The following is a 15,604-nucleotide window of genomic DNA, read 5'->3' as shown; positions in this document are numbered from 1 at the left end:
TCCGAATCCTAAAGAGTAATTTTTAAATAAGGGTTTCTAGATTTCATTACCCACTTAGCATTATTATTTAAAAAATACACACTGAGATTATTTGCATATTCTTTTAAAGGTATTTTTTCATTAAAATTAATTTTTATTTTATCCTTATAGTCTGGACTACAAAGGAAAATACTGTCTTGATATTGCTTGACGTTTAGGATATTACTATTAATGGGAAGACTTTCTCTAAGTGTAAAACTAGGTATTTTAATAGGTACGAGATTAATATTAGATTTAAGTGTTTTTAACATAGTTAACCATTGGAATGTATTATCTGTAATCTCAGCCAATGAATCAAAATGATTAATTATTTGAATTCTTAATCGTCTAACACTCAACTCCTGAAGCTCTGGATTTAGTACAGTGCTCAATTCTGTTGCCGCAACTCTAGATTGAACACCTGTTAAGTATATTTTAGCTGCAAATATATTAGGTAAACCCATTTGTACTAACACTCCTAGAGTTTCAAACTCTTTAGCTTCCTCATCCATGTCCAATGTAGATAACATTCTAGATATCGCACTTATTCCCCAAGGTAGTGTAAATCCAAAATAATCATTACACAATTTTTTTTCTTTTTCATTTAGCTCGCTAATTGATTGACCTCTTATCCATAAGTCTTTAATTTTTTCTTTTGTATTAACACCAATAAATTGCTCTGAAGGGAATTTAGATATAATACATTCAGTTTCTTTAAGAAATGATAACAAGTTTTCGATATTTTTCTCAGAGGTTTGGTAATTAGATAAAACATCTAAAATGCTATTAATTTCATTTTTAATAAATAACCCTGAACGAAGTGGAATACTTGATGAAACTAATCCTCTCCAGTTCGAAGGTTCACCAGCTAACTTCAATACGCCTTTATTTCTTGCTTTTAGGAACGATATAACTGTTTCACCATCGAAGCGTTGAAAGTGAGTTGCCTGGATATATGCTAATGACTGTCTGAAATAATCATCAATCCAGCTAGAAGCATCCCTTTCATTATAGCTTTCAAACTCTAAATTCAATGCAAGTAAGGTATCATCTATCCAATCAAATAAAGTAATGAATTTTTCTGCGTATCTCTCATCTAAAGTTGAATAATTATTTTCCGCAATCATTTGCAATAAGTCTTGAAAATCGACATGTGAAACTTGTGCAATTCGATATATATAATCGACAATATAAAGCAAACCACTTATAGCTTTATCCTGATTCTTATTTCCGAAGTATTCTAAAGCTAATTTTCTGTCTCTGTTTGCCTTCTGTAAACTTTCACTTGCATCTACTACAAAAAGAATTTTCCCTTCTCTATCGATAAAACTCCGACCAGCTCGCCCTACAATGTTCCAAAATTCATTACTAGAAATTTTCTGTTTTCCATCATACCAAACATTAGCAATGATAACAGTTGAAACTCCAATATTAACACCCTGTCCTAAGGTAGAAGTAGCAACAATGATTTTAGGATTATCTTTCCTCATTAATTTTTCCATAGACAATCTAACCTCTGTAGGCAGTCCAGCATGGTGACATAACACACCATACTTTGCATATTGATAAATTGCCGATTCTTCTCCATATGCTTCATCACACGCTAATTTAAAAAAGGCCCATTCATTTTTAGCTGACCATACATGTATTTCTCTTTCCTCCCCCATAGCCTCAAATACTTCTTTAGCTTGTGAAATAACCATATTTTTTCTACAAACAAAAATTAATACAGAACCTGAGAGACAAAGCTTTAATGAAGTTGCCGCAATAGCTTGTTTTTTATTCTTTGGAAACATATATTCTGACTTTGGTCTTTTGACTATAAAAGGTTCTATAAAATTACTATTAAATGACTCTACTTTTCCCTTCCATCTAATGTTCACATTGTTACCGGAGTATTCAAGGAGACCCAACCTTTGAGTAGATGGCCTCCAGTTTGAATTAACTTTCATTTCTTCATTCCCAGTTAACCAGCTTGCTATTTCATCTGCGTTTGGTAATACAGCTGATAGAAGGACCATTTTTCCTTGATTTTCATTTATATAAAAACGTAATTCTTCAATGAGCATTTCACTCAAAACATATCTCTCTTCTGGACCTAGTAGATGTCCTTCGTCAATAATAACCAGTTTAATTTTCGACTTAATTTCTGAGTTACTTCTTAAGATTGCTTTTGCTTTCTCAGCAGTTGATATAATAATATTAGATTCATTTATTACCGTCTCATCTAATTTACTAAATTGTGTACCGCCGTAAAGCTGAGACACCTCAAATTCTAAAGATTCAAATACCTTAGAAATCGAATCCTCTACTTCAAATGCCAAAGATTTAAAGGGAGCTAAATAGAGTATTTTACTATCCGGATCTTTTGTTAAACACTCCAACATAGCAATCTCTGCAATTCTAGTTTTCCCTGCACTTGTTGGGAGACTGACTACAGCTCCCCTTTCATTTAAGACTTGTGGTAAAGCAATTTTCTGAGAATGGAATAATTCAACTACAGAACTTTTCTGAAAAGCCATTGCTGCTATGTATTTCTTTACTATTTCATCTTCATTATTTATATGCGGAGGTATGGCATTCCATAAAGAATTTTCCTCAAACCCATCAATAATAATTTTTAATAACCTTATAACCCACCATAAAGAAGGTTCAGCATCAATAGATAATAGTTCCAATAAATCTGTGAGGTAGTCTTTTGCTTTATCTAACCATTCATTGTCTCCCGAAAATATAAATTCAAGAAGACTGGATAATGATTTTGATAAAATTAAAACATAGATTTTATTATTAGCGATTTCCTCGTCATCAATTGTTGCGATTGTTTTATCATCGTAGCCACCACTAAGGGAAATTTCTGATAATAACTTGTCTAAATCACTATATTGCCTTCGCAAAAAATTAGAGATTAATTCAGAAATTACTGTATCAAATTGTGCATCTTTTAATAAAATAAACGATTTTGAGTACTGATGTGCAGCGTAAAATGCTAAAGAACTAGTAAGAATGAAGTATGAACTATAATCATTTCTGTTAGCTATTGGGCTATATATATTTTCTAAGATAGTAGCACCCTTTTCCAAAGGGAAAATAGCTTGATTTATATTCATATTTTCAGCGTATGTACAACCAATGGATAAATAAGAAATAGCTGTACTTGTTAACTGTTCATCTAAACCTTCTGTATAATTGGGGAAATTCTCAATTGGTTCTTTGACATTATATAAAATGTAACGTGAATCACTTTGAGCAATTAAATTTTGTGTGAAGCTATCACTTTCTAAACGTTCCAGTATCGCTGTTGCTTTCTCATTATTCATCTTCTATACCCCTCTTCAATTTATCGTTTGCTAGAGAAAAGCTCTTAGATATAAGTTCTTCCGGCTGATCTATACCAAGGGATATAAAGATAAAGTTAGGATTTTCTGAATAAAGATTCTTTTCTACATTTGATCTTGTATTATGATTACTTAGTAAAAACCCTACATTTACCACTGGAACTCTACCATGTTTTACTTCAATATTTAATTCCTCCAGTTCATCAGCAAGTTCTTCGTTACCTAACTCACTAAGTCTGTTTGCAACAAATAGTATAGACAAAGGAAGTTTTAGTTTTTTTCCAAATTCATCAGTTATATCTTTAACCACAGCTGTGCCAGGTGTCTTCCTAAACTTTGATTCACCTAATATAATTTGCTCATACAAATTTTCCTTATTAAATAAAAGTACGTCATCTCCTTTAATTGATTGACTTACATTTGGATTGTACCTTAATTTATATAATAAAATTTCTAGTGGAGAAGATTCCTGAAGATATTCAGCCAGAATTATTTCTGCACCATTTCCTCTCATTGTTTTTTCTGCAACAGGAAGCATTTGTTGTTGATTTAAATACTCATCTAAACCATATTTTTTAATTATATTTCCCCTTTTTCTTTTTAATCTCACTAAAGTTGAGTCAGCAATATGATGTTTAAGAATCCAATCTGAAATTTGCTCTATTGCAAACTCCCTCATTCCCTCATTTTCAACTAATGTCCTGTGTATTTTATTCGAAGAAGCAGTAATATCTTCATGAGTTAACCATTCAGCAAATAATGATACCTTAGGATGTTGACCGATAAGTTTACAGTGTATTGATTCAGATTTCTCCATAAATCTTCCCCCAAACCAGTTGTTAACCTTATAAAATCCTTATAACAGAAATCTTTTTAAAGGTAGCATTTCAATATATTTTATATAATTATAAATTTTACTCCAATTCTCACATTATAGGTATATTTTAGTAGGTAATAATTTTTAAAAGTATAGATTTGTACCTATTTTTTAGTCTCACAGTAAATTCACTTCAAGCGATAGCAATAATCGGGAAATGATTCCATTGAATAAAGAACATTTGTTCGTATATAATAAAGAACAAATGTTCTTTATTAAGGAGTTAGTTCAATGGATTATGGACAGCTACCAAACAGAGTTATTATTTGCATCGACATGAGGAGTTTTTTCGCTTCGGTTTCCTCTGTCATACGGGGGTTAGATCCCTTGAAAACAAAGCTTGCTGTTGTAGGAGATATCAAACGGTCGGGGTCTGTTGTGTTAGCTGCCACACCTTTATTAAAGAAAGAAGGGATCAAAACAGGAAGTCGTCTTTTCGACATTCCTAAAAGGAAAGATATCCATGTGGTAAATCCATCAATGGAGAGATATATCAAGGCTTCGAACTATATTTCTAGTTTGGTGTTACAGTATGTGGCTCCTGAAGATTTCCATGCGTATAGCATTGATGAGTTGTTTATCGATGCGACAGCTTCGTTACATTTATTTGCTAAAACACCAGAGGAGCTAGTTCATCGAATACGTAATGAGATCTATCACAAAACAAGACTGACAGCTACCGCAGGAATCGGTCCGAATCTCTTACTGGCTAAAGTCAGCTTAGATCATGAAGCGAAGCACAGCCCAACAGGGGTTGCGTATTGGCGATATGAGGATATTCCCTTTAAGTTATGGTCGATTCATCCAATGAAGGATTTCTGGGGGATCTCGTCAGCTACAGAAAGACGCTTAAAGCGTTTAGGCATCTATACCATAAAAGAACTCGCTCTTTCTTCGAAGGAAATGTTACAAAAAGAATTTGGCATCATGGGACAGGAACTTCACCAACATGCGAATGGGATAGATTTTAGTCGTATTTCCGATGTGTACATCCCTAGTTCCCGTTCCTTTTGGAAAAGTCAGATTCTCTTTCGAGATTATACAAGCCGAAAAGAAGTGGAATTATTACTATTGGAGCTATTGGACGATGTTTGCTTTCGTTTACGCATGCATCAAGTAGTGGCTCAAACTATCCATTTATCGGTTGGCTACAGCAAACAAACAGGTGGAGGCTTTTCAAGGCAAAAGAAAATGGGGCGAGCATCAAACTTAAGCCAAGATATCTTTCCCTATTGTTTAACCATATTACATACGCACGATAATGGAATGCCAATTCGCTCTATTGGGATTTCCTTATCCAACACAAGCATTGAAGAAGAAGAGCAAATGAGTTTATTTGAGGATATCGATCAGCGTGAAAGAGCCTATGCTCTTGCCAAAACGATTGATGAAATTCGGCTGCGTTATGGGAAGAATAGTGTTTTACGGGCTTCAAGCTATCTGGAACATTCAACAGTTCGTTATCGAAACGGCCTTATAGGAGGCCATAAAGCGTAAGGGAGGAAGATATCATGTACCACGATAGAAAAATGAAAAAATGGCGTCCATTCGCCAGTATGCCAGAGCAATACACAGGATTGCAGGAAGTTATAAACAAGCAAGCAGAAGTACCTCAACCTCTTTTAACAGAAGAGCAAATGGAACAAATCAATTTCACCTTGATTGAAGCCTTACATACAAATAAACAAGTTTATCTTACATACTACAAAAAGGGACAATGTATTACAGAAAAAGGATTCATCCAATTTGTTGATTCCCTGGGGAATTTGTTTGTTTTTATCGATGAAGTATTTGAATTGAAAAATAAAATGCGTTTAAGCGAGTTAATAGATGTATATTTTGTATGACTTTAAATAAAAATGAATTACTTATAAAATAATCATCCTAACTAATACATACTTCCATTATAATGAGAGTTAGTTAAAATCTGTATTTGACTAATCTTTATATAAAATAGTCATAATGGGGGAACCGTATGGGATTTTGCATATATCATAAAAAAGCTGATCCAGATTTGAGATTTGATAAAGAAGAGCATGTAATACCAGCAGGGCTAGGTGGAATTAAGAAACTAGAAAAAGGAACAGTCTCAGATGAGGCAAACGAAAGATTTTCTAAAGAAGAACTAGTAGTACTAAGAGATACATTCATAGGTCTTAATAGAATGAATAATGGTCCAGGTAAAAGAGGTAGTCTTAATGTAAAGAAAATTAAGCAACCTATAATGAGAGTACTCAGACAGAAGAAAGAACAGGGTCCCTTAGAATTTCTCTTAGGATTTATATTTGCAGGAGCATCTTATCCCATTCCTCAAATAGTTCTTGAATTTAGTGATTTTAATGATGAAACTGATATATTGTCACCTATGTATATCTCACCTAATATAGATGAGCCTTCTGCAGATAACTTTCGTCTAGAACTGAATAAAGAGCTTATACAATTTTTTAGAAACGATAAAAGGCAATATAAACTCGTGCGTGTACCATTTAAAACAAATAAACATCTTGTACACATAGGTCATTATCAGGGGAAATGGTATATTGCGACTTCTCTTAATAAACCAATTAATATGGATAATTTGGGTCAAACTTTAGTATTGTTAATGCTAAATCAGATGATACAAGAATCTAAAAATGAAAAAAAATTAATAAAGCCCCAAATTGTAAACAAACCTCTATTAGAGTATAAAGATCAACTTAACACAGATGGTACAAAGTTTTATTTTTTATATTTGAAAACAGCTTTTAACGCATTAGCTTTATTTAAAGGAATAGAATTTGTATGTAATGAGATATTTGATGAGATTCGTGAAAGTATTATAAATGTAAAAGATACAGACAAATTTATTTGCTCACGGGCAGAGTTAAATGATCCTGAAGTTAAAGCAACAATCAAAACCTTCCCCGATAAAGCCCATTTTGTGATTATAAGGGCAAAGAATAATAAATTAAATGCATATGTGAGCTTTTATGAGAAAATTCCCGTGATGATAGAGCTAACAAGTAAATATGAGGGTGAGAATTTTATTGATGGTCTTATATGCGATTGGCAGAATAGGAAAGAGTTAAGGTTAGGAGATCTATAACAAATGTTTTATAAAAGGGGATCACTGTTTGTGGTGATCTAAGAAGAGACAAACAGAAATTTTGATTGGTATTCGGAGGAAGTAAAATGTGGGCTATTAGCATTTATTCATCGTTAACCTTAGATCTTTCCACTAAAATTTCTGAGGACTTTAATATATTTAGTGAAACTAATATGTCTGAACATCAACATTTCTATTTTAGCTCCTATCACTTAGATAATATTCCTAAAGACGAGCCTTTAAGAGCTATTTATAGAGCTAAGGCCTTATTACAAATATTTAATGGTATACTATTATTAACTGATGATTTAATTCTCGATTATCATTTACAAGGTATTAATTACCTTGAAATAAACGAAAGGGGTCACTACGAGTGGTCTAGGCCTTCCGTTTATGCAACTAACCGTGAATTAGAGTATGAAGAATTACAAAGCCCTTTCCAAAGTACTCTAGAAAGAGAAGAGAAATATAAAAGAGTAGCAAAGGATCATAAAAATCGAAGGCATTATCTTGTAGACTTTTTTGATTATGCATGTAAAGACGAATTTGTAAAAGAAGTTTTAACTTTATTTATTCTTTCAAAAAACGACATCCTTTTTATTTTAATTAACACAACTAAAATCCTCGAAACAATAGAGCATGATTTAGGGATTAAAAACGCAACAAGTTCAAATGAAAAAATTCAAATGTTAAATAATGAATTCCAACAAGCTTATAAATTCTTTAAAGATCCCAAGAGTAAATTTAGCCATTTTAGTAACAGTGAATATGGCTCAGGAATTTTCGCTCGACATGGTCCTAGTGACAAAAAAAGATACCATGATAAGAACGGTAATTTACTTCCAACAATCTCATTTGACGATATTGATATGAACACTCGTACTTTAATATATGAATGGATTAATTATAAGTTAGAAACAAATAAAGGATATCGCTATCCTCCTGTTAAAATTATGAATAAGTTTAATCCAATAAAACTGAGTGCTAAGGATTTTAAATTTTAAATATTTTGTGATGAAAATATATTAACAATCGAAAGAGAAGGGCTTTCCCTTCTCTTTTTTAATTTAATCTTACTTTCACTCTTTTTAAAACAATTTTAAACAACATATCATATTATTTAATGGAAAATAACTCAATCAGATCTTTGTATTTAACGGGGAGCGAGCTAATTTTATTTGCTTTATAGATCATTGCATCAAAAAAGAGTTCTTTTTCAATCATGTCTTCACAATCTAATAAATAAGTCGGTAAAATTCCAACCCTTATTAAATTATAAAAATATTCTTCTCCAATTGCATGAGTACCAGTATGAAGATAAACAGATATCTTTTCAAATTCATAACCTTTAAAATCTCTACCTAATGGTATATAGTCGTACTTCATATTTTGTAAATTTGTTTTTATAATGTTTATGATAGAGGCCAAGTAATTTCTGTAGTCATCTACAAATGTTGTATCGAAGTTCAAATCTTTATTTAAATTCACTTTTAGGATACGGTAAATATAATTAATTAGATATGCGTATCCTTCAGATGTTCCAAATCGCTTTTTGTTCTCTTCATGTAAAATTCTTAATTGACTAAGATCATCTTTACCCGATAAGATTTGTTTTTTTCTATATGTGATTTCATGGTCATTTAAAATTAGATCAACTTTATTTGTTAAATCGAATAAAAGGTTATAGCGCTTTTCTGCATAAGAATTAATCTCATTTATGCTTATTTCAAAAGAATGATCCTCATCATCATTAGGATCGTTACTATAAAGAAAAACTGAAAAATCTTTATCTCCTAAATGATCCTCGGTTACCCAACTTGCAAAAAACCTTTCTCCTTTTTTTTGAGCTACACCGTCTAAACTCGTCAAATTAACAGGGTGGGCTCCGAAAATAGCACGTATATGCTTGAAATATGTATCGTCACTTATTTTCTCTTGGTTAAAAATACTTTTATCGTTTTCTAAAGAATAAGTAGTTGATTCATATAATACTCTATATAGTTGAATTATTGATTGTACGAGGATATCAATAGAGATTATATATTGCACTAAGTTTAAAGATTGAAGAGAGTCGTAACCAGGACCTTTAGATGTTCCCTTTAAGTTAATTAGGGGAAGTCCTTCTACTGTTATTGTAATCCAATCCATTGCAGAGCAAATTAAATTCCACTTGTTTTTATTTTCGATATTTATATACTTATCAGAAAATATCGATCGTTCATTTACTTTATCTCTAAACTTGTCTATTAGTTCTAAATTTAAATTAATGGTCATAAGTAATATCCCCTAAATTTTGTTTTTCAATTTAACATTTACCTTTATATTTAATCATATAGAGAATAAAGATAGCCACTATTTATGGTAATCTGATAAGAGTTAAATGGTATGGAAAAGAGAGTGATCAACATGGAAGAGAAACAGCAGCAAGAAATCGACCTTGATAAGGTTTATGAATACGCTGAATTTCCGGATAAAATTAGTGGCAGATGCGACAATTGCAACTCTGCTTACTTCAAAAGCTCCGTAAAAGGTGGCGTTTTCTTACGTGAATGTCGCGACTGTGGCATGAAGAAGAGTATCTAAGTATAGATGATTATATAGTAAAAAGAGAAGGGTTTTACCCCTTCTCTTTTTATTTGTTTCTATTTCTCTTTATTTTCGTCTAGTTCTTCAAAGGTCTTTTCAATAGCTTTTTCGAGATCACTATGCATTTCTTTCCAATTGGGACTAGAAAATCTATCAACACTCTGCCTAATAATAGTTAGTATTTTTTCTTTTTCTTCTTCCTCTTTAAACTCATCAGGTGAATAATAATGTAAAATTTCTCTTAAAGCAAAGAAAAATGCGGAAGAATAACTTAGTAAATCATATGCTCTCTGTTTTGTTAAATTAAAAGATCTTTTCACACTCTCAGACCAATCTCCGTCAAAATCATCATCTTCTAACGGCCGTTCACCAAGAAGTTTTTTCATATCCATATCTACTGTATAATTTTTACTTTTCAGTTCCTCATGTATCTTATCAGCTATATCTTCCTCGTCCTGTCCGTTTAGATTAAGTTTAGGATACGTTGGGTTTTCGTTTTGCTTTAATAATTGATTAATGGTTAGTTTTATTTCAACCTTAGTCACTTCATTACCAGAAACTGTTTTCACATCTTTTAGATCACCAGACTTATATCGTGATAGAATTTCTTCTGCGGTCAAACAAAACTGTCTTGGTTTATTATCATAATCATTATGTATTATTAAAAAATAGCCAGGTTTAGGTGAAAGTTGATATTCCTGACGATCATTACGGAATACGTTATATAAGTGCTTTGTGTCTATTGCTATTGGAGTATTTGGGTCTGATACATATTTTGACTGTACAAACCCTATAGATGGTGGATTGATATGTAATAAATCCCTTTTTAAACTACCTCTATGAATTACGAAATCTGCTCCATTTTTATCTATATACCTTCTTAGTACCCACAGGTTATTTTCAATAAGAAGATTAAATGTTCTAGATTCCCCAATCTCCGCACTTTTGGAGCTTTTTAAATGAACTGGGTTTTCTTCTTCATTATTTATTAAACTTATTATTTCTTGTTCGTTTTCAGTATAAGACATGGATTTTATCTCCTTTATTATATTAACAAATTAGTAAATAGGGGTCTTGAATCTTTATAATTTTAAGAATATATTACCTTAATTTACAGTTTTAGTTCAATATATAGTTATATATATTTAAAATTCAATTGTTAAGCGAGGGTAGTTACTTTATAGAGTTTAAGCATCATACTAGAAATACCCTAAAGTAAGACAAGATAAGAACAAGATCAGGATCAAGCTCCACCTGATGAAAATAAATGTCCATAGTCCAAGCTCCAGAAACATTAAAAAGATAAAGTATTCTATAATCATTACCTACTGTGGTATCATTTCTTTTTATTTCTAGGAGTAGACACGCAACCTTGCTGCTGTAGCTACATAGTATCTAAGGAGTTACTACTTCACTCATTAATCAGTATCTATTTATTTAATGTTACCGCATTAATACAAGCTATATACGTTTAGTAAAGCTCTTCATGGAATCTGTAAGGGAGCTGAGCCGAAGAGGCGAAGGGTGCGACCGGATGTGTTGAGCTGAAATAACTGAGACATGAAAGGCGAAAAAATAAAAAGAATGAAAGTAGGTACCCACATGAGAAAAACACAATGGTTTGACTTTCGAAACTTCCTCCATAAACCTTCTTTAAGCTCCTCCATAAAACCTCGTCCTTTTAAAGCTTATTCGTTTGTTCCTTTTAGTCCAGTTGCTATGCTTGATCCTACCATTCTAACCGTAGGAGGGATTGTTTTAGGAATTGCCTTCATTGAACAGGTATTAAATCGATGGGGTGCGATGGATCTTGCCGGTCAGTTTGAAAAGGTGATGCGGTTTATCTTGCCCGTTACCTTTTATGGAGCCTTACTTTACTTCTTTGCGACATTTATGTTTTGAGGAGGGGTTAGATGTTTGAGAAACTAAAATTGCGTGGAATGCTTATTAAAGCGTTTCGTACAGCAGAAATTTATAGAGTCATAAAGCATGGGGATCGTACCTCCTATCAATTTCCGAAAATTCATAAGATCGATCACCAGAATAACTATACTCGGTATGCCTTTTCTTTACTTAATGGCATTGATCCTGACCTTTTAAATAAAAAGAGATGGGCGTTACGACAAGTATTAGGCAGCAATATTGAAGTGAATGGCAGCTTAAAAAACTTTAGTATTACCGTTCATCACAAAGACTTACCTACCATGCTTAAATATGATTATGAAACAATCTATCCTCACATTGAGAAGATGGAGCTGCCTGTCTGTATTGGTCAAGAAATCTATGGAAACTTCATTTCATGGGACTTTGCGGATCTGGAAACCTTGCTAATATCGGGTGAAATTGGAGCAGGAAAAAGCAGTCTCATGCGTGTGATCCTCACAACATGGGTAAAATATGCCTCCCCTGAAGAATTGCGCTTAGTGTTGGTGGATCTTAAACGAGCAGATTTGGGGCTATTTCATGGGATTGAGCATGTGGATGCGCTTTGTTTTGAGGCAAAGGACATGAGAAAACCTTTTGCTTTATTACGAGCTGAAATGTATCGAAGAGGCGATTTATTGTTAGAGCATGGGGTCACTCATATCAGCAGGCTACCTTTTAAGCTGCCTCGTATCGTTGTGGTCATTGATGAAATGTCCATCGTGAAAAGAGAAACGGATCTTGTAGAGATGATCCAACAGTTTGCGAGTCAAGGTCGTGCTTTAGGTGTTCATACCATTATTGCCATGCAGCGTCCTGATGCCGATTTGTTGAATTCAGCACTTAAAGCAAATTTACGGGTTCGGATCTCTGGAAGGCAGGCCGATGGGATAAATGCAAAGGTTGCAGGAGTAATCGGTGCTGAAGAAATCGATGCTGCAGCTAGAGGGCGCATGAAAATTAAAATTGATGAGGTCAAAGAGTTCCAAGCTTATTTCTTAGATGAAGGAGCTTGTAAGGAACTACTTTCGCCTTATAAAACGCTCGTGAAAGATCCTGAACCAGAACTTGAAGTGGTATCACAGTCTATTTTTGGTTTATTAGAGAAGGAGGAACAGCGATGAGTTTCCGGTTATCTCAACGTGATAAAGACATCATCGCGTTTATTGACCAGTTTAGAGCCGTTGATCGAGACTCATTCGTTGACCTATTCTTTAAACACCTTAAATCGCCCGTAAATGCGTGTAATAGTGTGATGGTACGTTTGTATCGACTGGGGTTAATTGAACGCACACAGCAGTATTCTCCAACCGTCTATTTACCTGTGGATGCAAAGATTAAAAAGAATTCTCAAAAAATATTACATTTCCTTTCTATCTTGGACGTCTATAAACAAATGTGTACGTATAGTGTGCCTAAGAATGTCATCGTCGAAGATAAGCCCACCGGACGAAAAGGAGGGATTGAACCGGATCTCTTTTGTATTTTTAAAGGATCTCCTTTTTGGATTGAAATTCAACGAAATCAGTATTCAGAACAGAAAATGCAAGCGAAGATTAACCTCTATGAAGAGTTTTTCTTTTCGGATGAATGGCAGGCACTACATTGGCAGCCAGAGGACCGATCAGCCATTTTCCCTTCCATCATTTTGATTACACCCGTTCGTTATGCCGTGTCTTCAGACCATATCCGCATTATACAGGTAACAAGTATTCATGAACTAATGGAGAAATACAAGAGTCCTGCAAAATCGCAAAAAGAAGCAAGATCAAGAACGAATGTTTCTTCTGGTGGAGTTAAGATCAAATTAACATAATTATCACGGCTACATTAGAAAGTACGAAGATTAAGATTATACTCCTAAAAAAGATTAGAAGATTAACGTTTAAATAGCAACATTGGAACGAAGTTTACTTTTCCAAGCGAACCATAACCTCATGTTATAACTAAATAACATGGGGTTTTTTAATTGAAAAAGTCGTTGATATCTTTGTTTTTATCAATTTTTTTCACCGTATCTATGATTTTTTTTAGTATTTTAGGTGTCGGTATGTAATCTTTCTTATTACACAAGCGCCAAACGGTATTACGTGAAACCTTTGCCCGTTCTGCAAACTCTGTTTGCTCAATACCTTCTCTGTCTAGCCACTTGCCAAATTTGCTACGTTTTGGATTATTCCATGGTAACATTTCTACATCACTCCTTTTCTATTATCCTGTCCAATTTTCACCTATTTTAACCTGCTATCATCTAGGTGAAGCAAAAAGTGGGCATAAAGAGGCAAATTTCGAATAGAATAGAAGAAATTAAGCCAATTTGTGTATCTTGTCGATATTTTTGGAATAATCATATAGCATGAATACAGTTAAGACCGCCTTATACACTAATACATAATGGGCGGTCTTTGTTATGGTTATGTTTTGATTTTTAACTATTTAAAAGATGGAAAATGATTAAAAAGCTATCTTTATATTGGAATATTATTTTTTTCATTTTTTATATTTATTCCAAGTAATCATACCAAATATACACAAAAATATGATTAATGATTCAAGTTGAACCTAATAGATCGTAAGTTAAACTTGAGTTATAAGAAGCACATTTTGATATCGAATAAGTGAACTTAATAGATTAATGGGTTTAACTAACAATAGTAAAATTTTTGTTTAATCTAATTTATGTTGAACTAAAGGTCAACTAAAACGGTGATATATCATCGTTATGCTATCTGTATAACGCTATAATGGTTGTAACGGGTTATGCTACAAATATCATTAAACGTTATTTTAACAAACTTCATTAACCGACACATCGCTATAACGAGTAATTTTTATCAAAAAACACCTTTTAATCGCTATAACGCAGAAAAAAAGATTGTGCTATTATAAAAAAAACAAAAAACCTCAGATTGCCTCTGAGATTTAAAAAGGGTTTATGAAACGCATTTTAGATTTTTTGTTTAACTATGCAAGTAACAAAAGAGGTTATACCGTTCCCTTATGTTCTCCCAAACAAACGAGCGATAAAACCTTGTTTCTTTTGCTCTTCTAATTTATCTGTAGCAGCTGCGATAAGTTTCATGGATTCATTCTGTTCTTCCCGTTGCTCTTGAAGCATTCTTATACCTTCCATAAGCCGATTATCGCGATCCATTAACCTTTTATCCTGTTCTTCAAATTTCTTTTGTATATATGTATCACGTTCTTCAAGACGTTCTGATAATAACTTAATGAACTCAGTCTGTTTGTTAATTAGTTCTGTTTGTTCATCTATACGTTTGGACAACGCTGCCATATCACCATTATGCTGGTCACTTTGTGTTTGATTTGCCGTAACGGGTACTGCTATACCTTCTCCTTTAAGTATTGGTACGAGTTCGTTTGCAGCTTGTTCTAGCGTCATGCTAGTGTTAACTTTAGCACTAATTAATCTTCGAATCGCCATAATGTCTTTATCACTATATTGTCTATGACCTTGATCGTTTTTACCAAAACTCCATCCGGCTCTTTCAAGCTGATATGCATACTTCCGTAAAGTAGATTCTTTTATAGCTAGCATAGCAATCAAATCGCTTGGTGAATAATACACTTTTGAATAATTATCTTCACTGGACATAGCGACCCTCCTTTGATTTCACTTGTTGTTTGTTTCGCTATAGCAGTAGTACAATCCTTTCTATCATAACAAAATAACAACTATATAGAGTAGTATTTTAGTTTGTTGGTAATAAAAAAAAGACCTATTACAAACTTAACAATAGGTCTCCAAAATTTCTC

Annotated in this window: 14 protein-coding genes; 8 read left to right on the top strand and 6 right to left on the bottom strand. The window is 33.0% G+C overall.

Annotated features, from left to right (window positions below; genetic code table 11):
• Nucleotides 1–8 precede the first annotated feature (8 nt).
• Nucleotides 9–3,338 carry a DEAD/DEAH box helicase gene (locus ACNHOZ_RS27745; protein WP_447697418.1) on the bottom strand — a complete coding sequence of 1,110 codons (3,330 nt, stop codon included), beginning with the start codon at nt 3,336–3,338 and terminating at the stop codon, nt 9–11.
• Nucleotides 3,331–4,173, bottom strand: a complete 843-nt coding sequence (locus ACNHOZ_RS27740; protein ID WP_447697417.1) for a Hachiman antiphage defense system protein HamA — start codon at nt 4,171–4,173, stop codon at nt 3,331–3,333. The genes ACNHOZ_RS27745 and ACNHOZ_RS27740 overlap by 8 nt, the downstream gene beginning before the upstream one ends.
• A 291-nt stretch (nt 4,174–4,464) precedes the next feature.
• On the opposite strand from ACNHOZ_RS27740, the gene ACNHOZ_RS27735 reads away from it, so the two are divergent.
• The 4 genes from ACNHOZ_RS27735 (at nt 4,465) to ACNHOZ_RS27720 (ending at nt 8,322) form a co-directional block, all read left to right on the top strand.
• Nucleotides 4,465–5,730, top strand: a complete 1,266-nt coding sequence (locus ACNHOZ_RS27735; RefSeq protein ID WP_447697416.1) for a Y-family DNA polymerase — start codon at nt 4,465–4,467, stop codon at nt 5,728–5,730.
• 14 nt (nt 5,731–5,744) lie between these two features.
• Nucleotides 5,745–6,080: a YolD-like family protein gene (locus tag ACNHOZ_RS27730; RefSeq protein ID WP_447697415.1), complete on the top strand. Its 336-nt coding sequence runs from the start codon at nt 5,745–5,747 to the stop codon at nt 6,078–6,080.
• 128 nt (nt 6,081–6,208) lie between these two features.
• Nucleotides 6,209–7,318, top strand: coding sequence for a hypothetical protein (locus ACNHOZ_RS27725; RefSeq protein ID WP_447697414.1), 1,110 nt, complete (start codon nt 6,209–6,211; stop codon nt 7,316–7,318).
• A gap of 86 nt (nt 7,319–7,404) precedes the next feature.
• Complete coding sequence (locus tag ACNHOZ_RS27720) at nt 7,405–8,322, top strand: hypothetical protein (protein WP_447697413.1); 918 nt, start codon at nt 7,405–7,407, stop codon at nt 8,320–8,322.
• Between the two features lie 112 nt (nt 8,323–8,434).
• Here the strand turns inward: ACNHOZ_RS27720 and ACNHOZ_RS27715 are convergent, their stop codons facing one another.
• Complete coding sequence (locus tag ACNHOZ_RS27715; protein ID WP_447697412.1) at nt 8,435–9,592, bottom strand: hypothetical protein; 1,158 nt, start codon at nt 9,590–9,592, stop codon at nt 8,435–8,437.
• A gap of 132 nt (nt 9,593–9,724) precedes the next feature.
• Between ACNHOZ_RS27715 and ACNHOZ_RS27710 the strand changes: the two genes are divergently transcribed.
• Nucleotides 9,725–9,901 carry a hypothetical protein gene (locus tag ACNHOZ_RS27710; RefSeq protein ID WP_447697411.1) on the top strand — a complete coding sequence of 59 codons (177 nt, stop codon included), beginning with the start codon at nt 9,725–9,727 and terminating at the stop codon, nt 9,899–9,901.
• Between the two features lie 59 nt (nt 9,902–9,960).
• Here ACNHOZ_RS27710 and ACNHOZ_RS27705 read toward each other — a convergent pair whose 3' ends face one another.
• On the bottom strand, nt 9,961–10,932 hold the full coding sequence (locus tag ACNHOZ_RS27705) for a hypothetical protein (protein ID WP_447697410.1): 972 nt from the start codon (nt 10,930–10,932) through the stop codon (nt 9,961–9,963).
• A 574-nt stretch (nt 10,933–11,506) separates the two neighbouring features.
• On the opposite strand from ACNHOZ_RS27705, the gene ACNHOZ_RS27700 reads away from it, so the two are divergent.
• The 3 genes from ACNHOZ_RS27700 to ACNHOZ_RS27690 are packed head-to-tail and all read left to right on the top strand — an operon-like array spanning nt 11,507 to nt 13,643.
• Entirely contained in the window at nt 11,507–11,806 is a 300-nt protein-coding gene (locus ACNHOZ_RS27700; RefSeq protein ID WP_097825505.1) for a hypothetical protein, read from the top strand.
• A gap of 11 nt (nt 11,807–11,817) precedes the next feature.
• Nucleotides 11,818–12,951, top strand: coding sequence for an FtsK/SpoIIIE domain-containing protein (locus ACNHOZ_RS27695; protein WP_447697409.1), 1,134 nt, complete (start codon nt 11,818–11,820; stop codon nt 12,949–12,951).
• Nucleotides 12,948–13,643, top strand: a complete 696-nt coding sequence (locus ACNHOZ_RS27690; protein ID WP_447697408.1) for a hypothetical protein — start codon at nt 12,948–12,950, stop codon at nt 13,641–13,643. Before ACNHOZ_RS27695 ends, ACNHOZ_RS27690 begins: the two co-directional genes overlap by 4 nt.
• Nucleotides 13,644–13,792: 149 nt before the next feature.
• On the opposite strand, the gene ACNHOZ_RS27685 is transcribed toward ACNHOZ_RS27690, so the two are convergent.
• Together ACNHOZ_RS27685 and ACNHOZ_RS27680 are read right to left on the bottom strand one after the other, a co-directional pair.
• The gene (locus tag ACNHOZ_RS27685; protein WP_047933701.1) at nt 13,793–14,017 is read right to left on the bottom strand and encodes a helix-turn-helix domain-containing protein; all 225 of its coding nucleotides are present in this window, start codon (nt 14,015–14,017) and stop codon (nt 13,793–13,795) included.
• A gap of 808 nt (nt 14,018–14,825) precedes the next feature.
• Nucleotides 14,826–15,443: a hypothetical protein gene (locus ACNHOZ_RS27680; RefSeq protein ID WP_098804228.1), complete on the bottom strand. Its 618-nt coding sequence runs from the start codon at nt 15,441–15,443 to the stop codon at nt 14,826–14,828.
• Nucleotides 15,444–15,604 lie beyond the last annotated feature (161 nt).

Source organism: Priestia sp. D51 (genome assembly GCF_053345675.1).
This window is presented reverse-complemented; position numbering and strand designations above follow the sequence as displayed.

Coding starts and splice junctions, on each gene's coding strand:
- ACNHOZ_RS27745 (WP_447697418.1), bottom strand. CDS start 3,338: ATGAATAATGAGAAAGCAACAGCGATACTGGAACGTTTAGAAAGTGAT.
- ACNHOZ_RS27740 (WP_447697417.1), bottom strand. CDS start 4,173: ATGGAGAAATCTGAATCAATACACTGTAAACTTATCGGTCAACATCCT.
- ACNHOZ_RS27735 (WP_447697416.1), top strand. CDS start 4,465: ATGGATTATGGACAGCTACCAAACAGAGTTATTATTTGCATCGACATG.
- ACNHOZ_RS27730 (WP_447697415.1), top strand. CDS start 5,745: ATGTACCACGATAGAAAAATGAAAAAATGGCGTCCATTCGCCAGTATG.
- ACNHOZ_RS27725 (WP_447697414.1), top strand. CDS start 6,209: ATGGGATTTTGCATATATCATAAAAAAGCTGATCCAGATTTGAGATTT.
- ACNHOZ_RS27720 (WP_447697413.1), top strand. CDS start 7,405: ATGTGGGCTATTAGCATTTATTCATCGTTAACCTTAGATCTTTCCACT.
- ACNHOZ_RS27715 (WP_447697412.1), bottom strand. CDS start 9,592: ATGACCATTAATTTAAATTTAGAACTAATAGACAAGTTTAGAGATAAA.
- ACNHOZ_RS27710 (WP_447697411.1), top strand. CDS start 9,725: ATGGAAGAGAAACAGCAGCAAGAAATCGACCTTGATAAGGTTTATGAA.
- ACNHOZ_RS27705 (WP_447697410.1), bottom strand. CDS start 10,932: ATGTCTTATACTGAAAACGAACAAGAAATAATAAGTTTAATAAATAAT.
- ACNHOZ_RS27700 (WP_097825505.1), top strand. CDS start 11,507: ATGAGAAAAACACAATGGTTTGACTTTCGAAACTTCCTCCATAAACCT.
- ACNHOZ_RS27695 (WP_447697409.1), top strand. CDS start 11,818: ATGTTTGAGAAACTAAAATTGCGTGGAATGCTTATTAAAGCGTTTCGT.
- ACNHOZ_RS27690 (WP_447697408.1), top strand. CDS start 12,948: ATGAGTTTCCGGTTATCTCAACGTGATAAAGACATCATCGCGTTTATT.
- ACNHOZ_RS27685 (WP_047933701.1), bottom strand. CDS start 14,017: ATGTTACCATGGAATAATCCAAAACGTAGCAAATTTGGCAAGTGGCTA.
- ACNHOZ_RS27680 (WP_098804228.1), bottom strand. CDS start 15,443: ATGTCCAGTGAAGATAATTATTCAAAAGTGTATTATTCACCAAGCGAT.